Genomic DNA, 11,435 nt, shown 5'->3' with positions numbered 1-11,435 from the left:
ATGTTCTTATAATAAGCCTTTCTTGATGGCATCCATGACGTTGGATGGCGGACGGTGAGCAGTGAGTTCGCGCTTCATGAAATCCATGTAAGGGGCTACATGATCAAAGAAGCGGTAGTAACCTTGGCATAGATAATTCAATCCAGGCTCACCCTGTGCCGTTTCGGAGAATCGGTTTTTGGGACATTCGCCATGACAGGCGAAGAGGTATTGGCAGCTTTTGCACTGCTGTGGCAAAGAGCGGTATTTGTTTTGTCCAAAGGCTTGTTGACGCTCACTGTACATCATCTCTGTCAACGTATTGTCGTGAATGTTGCCAAGTTTGTACTCGGGAAATACAAAGTGGTCGCACGAATACACGTCACCATTGTATTCCATCACGCCGGCATGCCCACATTCTCTGGCCATGGTGCACAAGCTGCCATCCATTCCCATCCAGTTGGCCAGGGTGGTGTCAAACAATTGCACGAAAGTAGAACCCACATCGTTGCGTACCCATTGATCGAAAACAGTGCAAAGAAAGTGTCCCCACTGCTCAGGTGTGACCGAGAAGTCAGCCAACTCTGCTTGCGCGTCATCAGCCATGGATGCCAGATGCCGCCCGTCAGGATGGGGTGATATCCGTTCGACGATTGGTGTGAATTGCAGGTAATGGCAACCTATGTCCTTGAAGAATTGATAGAAATCGTGTGGATAGTCGGCATTGAAATCGTTGACCACGGCCATGGCGTTCCATTCTACTTGATGCTTGTTCAGACAGTTGATGCCTTTCATCACCTGACGCCATGAAGGTCGGCCGGCTTTGTTGCGCCGGTACTCATCGTGAAACTCTTCAGGACCATCGATGGAAACGCCCACCAGCCAACCCTGGTCATGGAAAAATTGGGCCCAGCGGTCGTCAATCATCGTCCCGTTGGTCTGTATGACGTTGTCTATCTGCCTGCCCTGCGCATACTGACGCTGCGACCTGACCACCTTTTCATAAAACGATAGGGGGCGCATGAGCGTTTCTCCGCCATGCCAGCAGAAAAGAACCTGCTGCATGGTTTGGCTCTCAATGTATTGCTTGACAAAGCGTTCGAGCATTTCATCGCTCATGACGTGGCGTGTGTCGTGGCGATACAGCTGCAACTTCTCTAAGTAATAACAATACTCACAAGCCAGGTTACATGATGCGCCCGCAGGCTTTGTCATCACATAGAGCGGGCGCGAGAAGGGTGAGGCGACGGCCATTAGCGCAGTTTTTCAACCACGGGCACAATCAGTTTCTCCATCACCGCATAGCCAGCAAGGTTGGGATGTACGGTTTCGGGTGTGTATTTGCTGTCCATGCCGTTGCCATCTTTGGCGAGCAGGGCCGTAAAATAGTCTACATACGGTATGTTGTTGGCTTTGGCGTACGCCTTTACTCGTGCGTTAAGACTGCGAATTTTCTGCATTCCGTCTGTGATGTTGGGTCGCCAACCGAAGTTGCGAGCAGGCAGACAGGAGGCCAAGATGACCTTGATTTTGTGAAAGCGAGCCATCTCCACCATCGAGATGATGTTGCCATAGGTCAGTTCTTCGTTGTAAGCCCCTATGTTTTCAGCGATGTCATTGGTTCCATAATTGAGGACAACCACCTTGGGTTGCAGCTTGATGACGTCCTCGCGAAAACGCAAGAGGAATTGGAAGGAAGTTTGTCCGCTGATGCCTCGGCCGATATAGCCATGCTTTTTGAAGAAGTCGGGGTGCTGGTTGACCCATCCTTCCGTGATGGAGTTGCCCATGAACACGACGCGTTTTTCATCTTTGGCCGGCTTTCCCAGTCTGGTGTTGTCTTGTGCATACCGTTTATAGTTAGCAAATTCGTGATGCTGCGCCACGGCCTGGCTCGCCGAAAATAACATGGATGAGAAGAGAACCATGCTTAGAAATTTAGTCTTCATTGATGTGTTATTTGTATTTATGGTTTGCTTTCGCCTTCGATATATTGCTCCATGAACATGTGCTCGCCATCAAAGACGGCATAGGTAAACTGCCATATCCAGTCGCCCAGAACCAACATGCGCGCCTTGCGACTCAGCGTCAGGTCGAGTTCTATGTGTCGGTGTCCGTAGATAAAATAGTCTACGTCGGCATGCGTCTTCATGTATTCATGGGTAAATAGCACCAAATATTCCTTGTCTTCTCCAAGATAAGGCGTTTCTTTGCCATCGGCTCGCTTCAAACGACTGTGCTTTGCCCAGGTAAGTCCGAGCCACATGCCCCATCGCGGATGGATGGCATTGAACAAACGCTGGCAAGTTGGGTTGTGGAAAATCTTGCGCAGCAGTTTGAACCGATGGTCGGGATCGCCCAATCCGTCACCGTGTGCCAAGAAGAACACCTTGTCGCCGATTTCTGTTGTCAAGGGCTTGCGGTGGACAATCACGCCGCATTCTCGTTCCAGATAGCCGTAGGTCCACAGGTCATGGTTGCCAACAAAGTAATGAACCTCCACGCCCATGTCGGTGAGTTCGCTAATCTTACCCAAGAAGCGCGTATATCCTTTCGGCACGACATATCGGTATTCGTTCCAAAAGTCAAACATGTCACCCAGCAGATAGATGGCCAATGCCTTTTCCTTGATACTGTCCAGGAAACGCACCAGTCGTCTTTCTTGTGTTCGTTGGTGTTGGATGGCCCACGAGCCAAGATGTGCATCAGAAAGGAAATAGACGTTTTTCATATTCAGTTTGGAATTATTTTCTTCGAACTTTTTGGGATGTCACCGTGTGATTCGCATACTCTGACCTGTCACCTTCATAGTTAGTTTTGCATGAACGCATCCATCCAACCAGCCTCATCGCTCCTCCTTTCTATGGTTGGAGTGCTTTGAGTGGGAGGCTTTGTCATTCTTTAGTCAAATCCTAACTCTACCCTTGCCTCCTCGCTCATCATGCTTTGGTCCCATGCTGGTTCGAAGACCAGGTTCACGTTACAGGCCTTGATGCCTTCGAGGCTCTCCACCTTGCTTCTCACATCCTCCAGGATGAAGTCGGCCGCAGGGCAGTTGGGTGCGGTGAAGGTCATGTCCATGTCTACCGTATGGTCGTCTTGCACGTCTACCTTGTAGATCATACCGAGGTCGAAGATGTTGACTGGTATCTCTGGGTCGTACACTGTTTTGAGAACATCCACGATTCGTTCTTCCAATATTGTTTTTTCTTGTGGTGTCATGTTTTATAGTTATATAAGTTCACGAGTTCACGAGTTGACTAGTTTACGAGTCGTTAGCTTTTTTACTAAGTATAAAGTTCAAAGTTCAATGTTCAAAGTTCAAAGTAAATATTAGCCCAGCACCACATCCAGTGTCATCATGATGAGAAAACCAATGGCAAAGCCGATGGTGCTCCAGTCACTGTGCTCGCCCTGTGAGGCCTCGGGTATCAACTCTTCTATCACTACATAGAACATGGCACCGGCGGCAAACGACAACATGAAAGGCAGCGTAGGCGTGAGCAAAGCGGCCAATAAGATGACCAAAACCGAGCCTATCGGTTCAACAACTCCACTCAGCGCACCCATGGTAAACGAGCGCCATTTGCTTTTACCTTCAGATTTCAGGGGCATGGATATGATGGCTCCTTCCGGAATGTTCTGGATGGCAATGCCCAGTGACAGCGTCATGGCTGCGCCCACGGATATGCCTACGTCACCTTGCAGCATACCGGCAACCACCACGCCCACGGCCATTCCTTCGGGGAAGTTGTGTATCGTGACGGCTAAGATGAGCATGGTGGTGCGACTTAAATGCGCCCGTGGCCCTTCGGGTTCGGTGCTACCCAGGTGCAAGTGGGGCGTGATATGGTCGAGCAGCAACAAGAATCCGATGCCTATCGCAAAGCCTACTGCGGCAGGTAATACCTGCCACTTGCCCATGTCGGCCCATTGTTCCATGCTGGGAATGAGCAGCGACCAGATCGAGGCAGCCACCATGACGCCCGACGCAAAGCCTAACAATGCTTTCTGAACCACTGCTGACATTTGGTCCTTCATGAAGAAAACAAACGATGCGCCCAAGACAGTTCCTGCGAGGGGCATGGCTAATATCAAAAGCAAATCACTCATCATGGTTTGTACTTCTTATGAATGACGGGGTAACATCCTCATGTTGTCCCCTTCATCAATGCGTTACAAATGTAGATAAAAAAATCCGAATAGGAAGTTTATTTTTAGAAAAAACAAAAAAGGGCACCTCTGCGGTACCCTTTTTAAGTTGGTTCAATGCCGTTTGTCGGTCTGTTGGTGCGCCGTTGCACGGAAATGCGTTCGGTGCAAGCCTTGAGTGATTACTTCAAATGGTCGCGGTCTATCACCAACAATTCATTCTGTTCGTTGCGAATGATGCTGCTGAATCGTTCGTATTCGCGCAGTACGTCAGCGATGATTTCTTCCTTCGTCAGGTATTGGATGTCATTGCCGCGCCTACCATCGTTATAATAAGTTACGGGCACGTACAGGTCAATCGTGTCAATGTTGGGCGTGTTCTCGTCATCGATGAAGTAGTCGGAGATGCTTTGTCGCTCAGGTATCACTCCATAAACGAAATTATTCATCTTGTTGTGCGGAATCATCAGTTCAATTCTCATCTTACCCTCCTGCTCGCCGCGTATCTCGGCATGGATTCCTTTCGGCTCCAATGCCGCCAGAATCTCTTCAAAGGCTGGCCGAACCTTCTCGGCCATGAACCGTTTAACATCTTTTTTCTGCGAGTAGGTCAAGATTTGATCCAATCGTTGCTCCCAATGTTCACCGTCCCAATTGCGACTACCATAGGGAAGTTTCGTCGAGTGATACAGGTTGTCCAGCCTCAAAGCCTTGACCAAGCAGAAGCACAACAGGGCGATGACAATGCCAAAAGGTAAGGCCGAGATTAAGGTCATGGTTTGTAATGCCTTCAAACCGCCCGTGCGCAACAGCAACAAGGATAGTAAGCAGAGCAGGGCACCCCAGAATACGTTCTGCCAACGGGGCGAATTGGGCCTGTTCTTGGTGGAAATGCTGTTCATTACCAGGATGCCCGAGTCACAGGATGTCACAAAGAACACGGCAATCATCATAAGGGCCAGTCCACAAAGAAATTGAGACATGGGAAACTGTTCCAGGAACTTGAATAGCAGTACGTCTGGATAGTTGGCCAGAGCAGACAACGCTCCGTTTGCGGTATTTTGGTCAAACCAGATGGCTCCGTTGCCAAACACCGTCATCCACACAAAGATAAGTAAGGACGGAACCAACAAAACGCCCAGGATGTATTCACGAATGGTGCGCCCTTTTGAGATGCGAGCAATAAACAAACCTACGAAAGGCGACCAGGAAATCCACCACGCCCAGAACATCACGGTCCAGTCGGTGAACCACTGTTGGCGTTGTGGCTCAAAGGCAAAGGTGTTGAAGGTGAGGTTGACAAACTGACTGAAATAATGCCCAACACCTTCACTGAATGCGCTCAACAAGAAGATGGTGGGGCCTAGTGCCAGGACAAAGATCAGCAGCAATACCGCTAACGCTAAATTAAGCTCGCTCAATCGCTTCACGCCTTTGTTCATACCCAACAGTGTAGAACAAATGGCTATGCTGGTCACCGCGATGACCAATGCAACTTGCCAGGTAAAGCTCTGTTCTTCTACCAGGCCCAAATAATTCAGTCCGGCGTTGAGCTGCATGGCTCCCAAGCCTAAAGAGGTGGCAATACCGAAGAAGGTGCTCACCAAAGCGAAGATATCCACGACATCGCCTACGGGGCCATTGATTTTATCTTTCAACAAGGGATATAAACCACTGCGAATGGCCAAGGGCAATTTATAACGATAAGAGAAATAGGCCAGCACCAGACCCACGATGGCATAAACACCCCAAGCGTGCAACCCCCAGTGGAAAAAAGTGTGTAACTGAGCCTCTTTTGCCGGAATTGCGGAGTCGGCCAACGCTGGTGCTACATAATGAGTCATCGGTTCGGCCACGCCATAATACATCAATCCAATGCCCATGCCGGCCGCAAAAAGCATCGAAATCCAGGAGAAAAAGCCATATTGCGGTTCCGAATTGTCTGCACCCAATCGGATGTTGCCAGCCTTGCTGCACGCCAAAAGCACCAGAAACACCATGAAGAAGGTGATTAGCAACACGTAAACCCAACTCATGTTTTGGTAAACGTAGGTCTGAACCGTGGTCAACACGGATTCGGCTTGGGTCGGAAAAAGCCCGCAATAAATAGATAGGAGAATTAATACTGACAAACCAGGAATGGCTACTTTGCGATCAAAAGCTGTCTTGAATTTAAATGTTTTTTGTCTTTCCATTGTTTTTATTTCTGTTTAAGCCTCGCGGCAAACCGTCTTGGAAGCACATGTCATGTTTGTCACTGGACCAAACAAACGCCCAGGGACAGAAACAAGGATGAGTTGCACCCTACAGTACTTCATGGATAATCGTGACATCTTTGTAGGAAAAACCTACGGTCACGAGCATAAAATAAGCTATTTTAGTGAGTGCATCAGATGATTTTGCATACTAAAACAGCGTGTATTATTTTAGCAGTAAGCTCGTCGAACCTATGAACGTCAGCGAACTTTCTGCGTACAAAATTACGAAAAATATGTTACAATCGGTTATTTATTTTCATCATTTAACGTAAAACGGCTGGTTGGATACAATGAAAAGCCGCACGGAAATACTGATTCCGTGCAGCTTTTCAGTAAGTTTTGCCCAACAATCGGTTGCTATCGTCATGTGGCTTGTACGTCTTTCCCAGCCTGCGCATGGACGATATGGGTTTCAACTCGCTCTGGTATGTCTGCAAAAGCAGATGCGAAATGCTGGTAAGCGTGCATTCCGTGAAGCCATGTGCAACATGAAACGACTCTCGTTCGTGGCTATTTCTTGGGGATAATCATCCACAGAATAAGGTAAAGTATCAGTCCGCTGAAAGCGGTGAACACCGTTGCGACGGCATAGAGCACACGGAAGAGGGTAGGGCCTACATCAAAATACTCGGCCAACCCGCCACAAACTCCTCCAATCATCCTGTTATTGGATAAGGTTAGTTTCTTCATCATAACATTTGTCTTTTTGTTTTTACTTGTATGTTAGACGCTGCCGAGGCCGTAAAAGTTGCATGCGTTCCCGCCATGCGTTTATGGTTCATTACATATTTAACATCAGCTCGTTGAGCAAGTCCGTTATCTCGTATTCGCTCACGCCAGCCTTGATGACGATGAAGATGGTGTCGTCGCCGGCGATGGTCCCCAAAATTTCCGGGATGTCGCTGTTGTCTAAGTTGTATGCGATACTGCTGGCATAGCCCGGACGGGTTTTGATGACGCCGATGTTCCCAGAGAAATTGATGGACAAGAATCCCGGCGTGCGCATCATTTCGCGTGCCGATACGGGTTTGTGCACCCGGCGGTACATGGTTTCGTTGGGCAGAACGTACACATATTTGCCATTCATGCTGGCCGCTTTGGCTACCTTCAACTGCTTCAGGTCACGACTCAAGGTGGCCTGTGTTAGTTCGAAACCTTCTTTCTTCAGTTCGTCGAGCAACTCTTTCTGACTGCCTATCTCCTTGCTCGAAATAAGCATTTTGATGGTTTCTATTCTATCTTCTTTTAATTTCATCGTTTGTAAGATTATTCACTGATCGCTGCAAATATAATGAATTTTGCATAAAAACAAAACGATTCTTGCCAAATCCAACTTTTATATACACTTATTAACGGAGGATATGATGCACGAGTCATCCACACTTGGTTACGACGATGGGTTGGAGTAACCGCTGCTGCCATGGACAGGACAAATGGAGGCAAGTGAGAAAAATGTGCTTTCAAGGCGGCAGATGTCGAAGAATAATGCTATCTTTGCGTGACAACCAAGCAAATAATTGACAATGATGAACAAACAAACCTATCGATGGGGAGCCACCCTGCTGCTTGCGCTCGTGTTGTTTCTGCCCGCTTTCTCGCACACCAAACGAGCCATGCGCGAGCGATTTCTCGCTAAAGCTGAAGTGCCTATCATTGGTGAGCGACTCAAGAAAGAATGGATGAAAACTACCCGAGCACGTTTGGGACTGTATTACAGGGCGCGTACGCTGACACATAATGAGGTGTCTATGCCGCTGTGGTGGACGGTCTACGGTGACAAACCAGCTGATGGCTACAGCTTGTTCATCTCGCTTCATGGGGGAGGTGGAACGACACAAGAGGTGAACAACCAGCAATGGGAGAATCAGAAGTATCTTTATCGCCCCCAGCAGGCGGTATATGTGGCACCTCGTGCGCCATGGAATTTGTGGAACATGTGGTGCCACGAGGGAATCGATGCGCTCTACGAACAACTCATCCAAATGTGCGTGGCCTTCGAGGGCGTTAATCCCGACAAGGTGTACCTCATGGGTTACTCGGCTGGTGGCGATGGTGTGTGGCGCATGGCTCCACGCATGGCCGACTCGTGGGCGGCGGCTTCGATGATGGCAGGCCATCCGGGTGATGTTTCATTACTGAATCTTCGCAACTTGCCTTTCATGATTTGGTGTGGTGAACACGATGCTGCCTACAATCGTAATACGTTGGCAGCACAGCGGGGACTGCAAATGGACTCGCTGCAACAGCACGATCCTACAGGGTATGTTCATCAAACGCATATAATAAAAGGTGCGGGACATTGGATGAATCGGGTTGATTCGGCTGCGGTGCCATGGATGCAACGATTCCGCCGCAACCCGTATCCCAAGCAAATCGTGTGGCAGCAGGCCGAAGTGGTAAAACCTTATTTCTATTGGTTGGGCGCACCTAAGCAAGAGTTGGCACCAGGCAAGATGGTGCGCGCGTCCATTCGTGGTAATCAGGTAGACGTCACCGAGTGCGATTACTCCTCGCTTACCATCTATCTTAATGACGACTTGGTTGATTTGGATAAAGCAGTAACCATTAAATATGGTAAGCGATTGTTGTTTCGTGGACGTGTCAGGCGCAAGGAATCGACCATGCGGCAAACGCTCACACAGCGTAACGACTGGGCGTACATGTTCCCCGCCATGATTGAAGTGAATGTTGAATCTAAAAAACGATAACGATGTTGAAAGAAGGATTGACTCATACCAGCCGGTTGACCGTGACCGATGCGCAAACCGCGCAAGTCATTGGCTCGGGCGATTTGCCTGTGTTGGCAACGCCTGCCATGCTGGCACTGATGGAGAACGCTGCCATGTTGGCAGTGGCCAATGAATTGGAAGAAGGACAAACCACGGTGGGTGGCCATATCAGCTCGTCGCATCTCAAGCCGAGTAAGGTGGGGGCAATGGTGGAAGCCACGGCCACTTTGACAAAGATTGACCGCCGCAAACTGTTTTTTCACGTGGTGGCCAAGCAGGATGGTGAGGTGATTGGCGAGGGCGAGCATCTGCGCTTTGTGGTAGACAAGCAACGCTTCATGCAGGGATGAGAAACGGGTGTTTTCGCCTGCAAAAAGTGAGTGGCGAAACATAGACGCACACTTGCTTTTTAATAGCCATGCAATTGTGGTATAAGTAACATGGGTTTAGCTGCTAATTCCATACAAATTAGCGGCTAAACCCATGTATATTGTAAGTGTTTGATGGATAGTGTTCTGCGCCTTCGTATTCGCATCGGATGAACTCCGAGTTGTTTTTCGCATTATCCTTGGCGAGTGCCTTCGTTTCGAACTATTCGGAATTTCCGAATAGTTGCCTCTTCCGTTAGCTCTCCCGTGTTGAAGATACTTTTTAGATGTTCGTTGATGGTACTCACGCTCACATTGAACAACTCTGCCATGCGTTTTTGAGTAAGCCAAAAAGTTCCATCTTCGTAGCGTACTTGAATGCTTACGTCGCCATTGTCGTTCGTGTATAATATCAGGTTACTCTCCATGATTGATTTACTATCGCCTTGGTCTATTTGCTTTCCCATTTCGAATCCCATGCGGATGCCATCGTAATTTTTGCTAATTTTACCGATGGTTTCCAGCTTGCTGTTACCGCTGATGCTGGCGATGGCCTGAAACAGGGTGAGCAACTTTTTCGATTCCAAGAGAAAGCTCATGCCTTTTGGCGTGCGCTTGACATAACACGGAAAGGTGATGAGGAACGTCTGCAAATCCAGTTTGCATTCGTCTGGGTGGTAAGTATATGAGCCTTGGAAGGTCTTGCCAGCCAACTGAATGGTGAAGGTCTTGTCCTTGTTTAGCTGAAGAGCGGTGTTTCTTGCATTGAATCCAACGCTTTGGTACGGTGCTTTCAGCTTCTCCTTGGCTTGTGTGGCTGCCACTTCGCCTCCGGCTTTCGCCAAAGCATTCTTACTGGTGAACGCTACACCCGGTTGGGTGTAGTGCCACGAGCCATAAAGTTGGGCTTCGGTTGGCTTGTCCAGACCAATAACACTGTTGAAAGCGTTGCCCAAAGCGTCGGCATTGGTCATGGCACTGAGTATTTGGCCAAACGTGCTTGTTTCTTTCTTTTGAGCTTGTGTGGTATCTGTTTGCAAGCTGCCACAACCCATCAGTGCCGCACAAAATAAGGCGACACACGTTAAATGGATGGTTTTCATTGTCTTTACTCTCTCCTTCCGAATATCCGCAGCAGATACAAGAACAGGTTGATGAAGTCGAGGTACAGTGACAGCGCACCCAATAGGGCCACCTTTTGCGCACCTTCGCCCATGTCTGTCTGCATGGCCAACATCTGTTTAATCTTCTGAGTGTCGTAAGCAGTTAGTCCTACGAAAATCAATACGCCTGCATAACTGAGGATTAAGTCGAAGCCACTGCTCTTAACCAAGAATACGTTGACCAGGGTAGCGATAATCAGTCCGATGAGAGCCATCAAGAGAAGCCTGCCCAACGATGATAAATCGCGCTTGGTAAAATAGCCATAGGCTGCCATCACCCCAAAGGTGCCGGCCGTGATGAAGAACACGTTGGCGATGGAGGACATGGTGTACACGGCGAATATCAGCGAAAACGTGGCACCGTTTAGGACCGAATAGAGCACAAAGAGCAGCGTAGCTGTCGTGAGGGACAGTCTGTTGGTGGCAGCCGATATGGAGATGACGATAGCCAGTTCGGCGATGATGAGGCCCCACATGATGGCTGGAGTCTGAAAGATGGTCATCATCAAACCCGGTGATGAAGCCACGCCATAAGCCGTTATGCCGGTGAGAACCAGCGCCAAGGTCATCCAAACATATACTTTTCGCATGAGAGCCGGGAAAGCCAGTGACAACGAACCCTCTTGCTCTCTAATCAATCTGTCTAAATCATTTACTTCCATAAGTCTTTTTTATTGATGTATTTGTCTGCAAAGATATATTATTTATGTGAAGGATGCAAATCTATCTGGTTCCATGCAGTTAAAAAGATTCGGCGCAACACGTGGCGCATTCGGCATGACTTAC

The 11,435-nt window shown here is 48.6% G+C and carries 13 protein-coding genes; 3 read left to right on the top strand and 10 right to left on the bottom strand.

The features are described from left to right. Positions 1–6: 6 nt before the first annotated feature. The 6 genes from HMPREF1254_RS00055 to HMPREF1254_RS00030 form a co-directional block, all read right to left on the bottom strand. Complete coding sequence (locus HMPREF1254_RS00055; RefSeq protein ID WP_023056581.1) at positions 7–1,233, bottom strand: anaerobic sulfatase-maturation protein; 1,227 nt, start codon at positions 1,231–1,233, stop codon at positions 7–9. Continuing rightward, positions 1,233–1,928 (bottom strand): GDSL-type esterase/lipase family protein, encoded by a 696-nt coding sequence (locus tag HMPREF1254_RS00050; RefSeq protein ID WP_023056578.1) that lies wholly within the window; start codon positions 1,926–1,928, stop codon positions 1,233–1,235. The genes HMPREF1254_RS00055 and HMPREF1254_RS00050 overlap by 1 nt, the downstream gene beginning before the upstream one ends. A 17-nt stretch (positions 1,929–1,945) precedes the next feature. Then, entirely contained in the window at positions 1,946–2,710 is a 765-nt protein-coding gene (locus HMPREF1254_RS00045) for a UDP-2,3-diacylglucosamine diphosphatase (protein ID WP_023056582.1), read from the bottom strand. 170 nt (positions 2,711–2,880) lie between these two features. Beyond that, positions 2,881–3,201 carry a metal-sulfur cluster assembly factor gene (locus HMPREF1254_RS00040; RefSeq protein WP_023056577.1) on the bottom strand — a complete coding sequence of 107 codons (321 nt, stop codon included), beginning with the start codon at positions 3,199–3,201 and terminating at the stop codon, positions 2,881–2,883. Positions 3,202–3,312: 111 nt separating this feature from the next. Further along, positions 3,313–4,095 carry a ZIP family metal transporter gene (locus tag HMPREF1254_RS00035; protein WP_004350839.1) on the bottom strand — a complete coding sequence of 261 codons (783 nt, stop codon included), beginning with the start codon at positions 4,093–4,095 and terminating at the stop codon, positions 3,313–3,315. Between the two features lie 218 nt (positions 4,096–4,313). Beyond that, positions 4,314–6,326, bottom strand: coding sequence for a BCCT family transporter (locus HMPREF1254_RS00030; RefSeq protein WP_023056576.1), 2,013 nt, complete (start codon positions 6,324–6,326; stop codon positions 4,314–4,316). Between the two features lie 344 nt (positions 6,327–6,670). Here HMPREF1254_RS00030 and HMPREF1254_RS11890 point away from each other — a divergent pair, with 344 nt between their 5' ends. Further along, positions 6,671–6,916 (top strand): hypothetical protein, encoded by a 246-nt coding sequence (locus HMPREF1254_RS11890; RefSeq protein WP_155945397.1) that lies wholly within the window; start codon positions 6,671–6,673, stop codon positions 6,914–6,916. Here the strand turns inward: HMPREF1254_RS11890 and HMPREF1254_RS11525 are convergent. Continuing rightward, positions 6,900–7,082, bottom strand: coding sequence for a PspC domain-containing protein (locus HMPREF1254_RS11525; RefSeq protein WP_081699015.1), 183 nt, complete (start codon positions 7,080–7,082; stop codon positions 6,900–6,902). The genes HMPREF1254_RS11890 and HMPREF1254_RS11525 overlap by 17 nt on opposite strands. Before the next feature lie 88 nt (positions 7,083–7,170). Then, complete coding sequence (argR, locus tag HMPREF1254_RS00025) at positions 7,171–7,644, bottom strand: arginine repressor (RefSeq protein ID WP_023056575.1); 474 nt, start codon at positions 7,642–7,644, stop codon at positions 7,171–7,173. Between the two features lie 268 nt (positions 7,645–7,912). Here argR and HMPREF1254_RS00020 point away from each other — a divergent pair, with 268 nt between their 5' ends. After that, a complete protein-coding gene (locus HMPREF1254_RS00020) occupies positions 7,913–9,097 on the top strand; it encodes an alpha/beta hydrolase (protein ID WP_023056579.1) in 1,185 nt (394 codons plus the stop codon). 2 nt (positions 9,098–9,099) lie between these two features. Then, a complete protein-coding gene (locus tag HMPREF1254_RS00015) occupies positions 9,100–9,468 on the top strand; it encodes a thioesterase family protein (protein ID WP_023056572.1) in 369 nt (122 codons plus the stop codon). 212 nt (positions 9,469–9,680) lie between these two features. Here HMPREF1254_RS00015 and HMPREF1254_RS00010 read toward each other — a convergent pair whose 3' ends face one another. After that, a complete protein-coding gene (locus HMPREF1254_RS00010) occupies positions 9,681–10,589 on the bottom strand; it encodes a DUF4923 family protein (protein WP_023056574.1) in 909 nt (302 codons plus the stop codon). Between the two features lie 5 nt (positions 10,590–10,594). Beyond that, entirely contained in the window at positions 10,595–11,311 is a 717-nt protein-coding gene (locus HMPREF1254_RS00005; protein ID WP_023056573.1) for a Bax inhibitor-1/YccA family protein, read from the bottom strand. Positions 11,312–11,435 lie beyond the last annotated feature (124 nt).

Source organism: Prevotella sp. BV3P1 (assembly GCF_000479005.1).
Lineage (GTDB): Bacteria > Bacteroidota > Bacteroidia > Bacteroidales > Bacteroidaceae > Prevotella.
This window is presented reverse-complemented; position numbering and strand designations above follow the sequence as displayed.

Bases quoted from the DNA above. Each gene is read 5' to 3' on its own strand.
- HMPREF1254_RS00055 (WP_023056581.1), bottom strand. From the start codon at position 1,233: ATGGCCGTCGCCTCACCCTTCTCGCGCCCGCTCTATGTGATGACAAAG.
- HMPREF1254_RS00050 (WP_023056578.1), bottom strand. From the start codon at position 1,928: ATGAAGACTAAATTTCTAAGCATGGTTCTCTTCTCATCCATGTTATTT.
- HMPREF1254_RS00045 (WP_023056582.1), bottom strand. From the start codon at position 2,710: ATGAAAAACGTCTATTTCCTTTCTGATGCACATCTTGGCTCGTGGGCC.
- HMPREF1254_RS00040 (WP_023056577.1), bottom strand. From the start codon at position 3,201: ATGACACCACAAGAAAAAACAATATTGGAAGAACGAATCGTGGATGTT.
- HMPREF1254_RS00035 (WP_004350839.1), bottom strand. From the start codon at position 4,095: ATGATGAGTGATTTGCTTTTGATATTAGCCATGCCCCTCGCAGGAACT.
- HMPREF1254_RS00030 (WP_023056576.1), bottom strand. From the start codon at position 6,326: ATGGAAAGACAAAAAACATTTAAATTCAAGACAGCTTTTGATCGCAAA.
- HMPREF1254_RS11525 (WP_081699015.1), bottom strand. From the start codon at position 7,082: ATGATGAAGAAACTAACCTTATCCAATAACAGGATGATTGGAGGAGTT.
- argR (WP_023056575.1), bottom strand. From the start codon at position 7,644: ATGAAATTAAAAGAAGATAGAATAGAAACCATCAAAATGCTTATTTCG.
- HMPREF1254_RS00020 (WP_023056579.1), top strand. From the start codon at position 7,913: ATGATGAACAAACAAACCTATCGATGGGGAGCCACCCTGCTGCTTGCG.
- HMPREF1254_RS00015 (WP_023056572.1), top strand. From the start codon at position 9,100: ATGTTGAAAGAAGGATTGACTCATACCAGCCGGTTGACCGTGACCGAT.
- HMPREF1254_RS00010 (WP_023056574.1), bottom strand. From the start codon at position 10,589: ATGAAAACCATCCATTTAACGTGTGTCGCCTTATTTTGTGCGGCACTG.
- HMPREF1254_RS00005 (WP_023056573.1), bottom strand. From the start codon at position 11,311: ATGGAAGTAAATGATTTAGACAGATTGATTAGAGAGCAAGAGGGTTCG.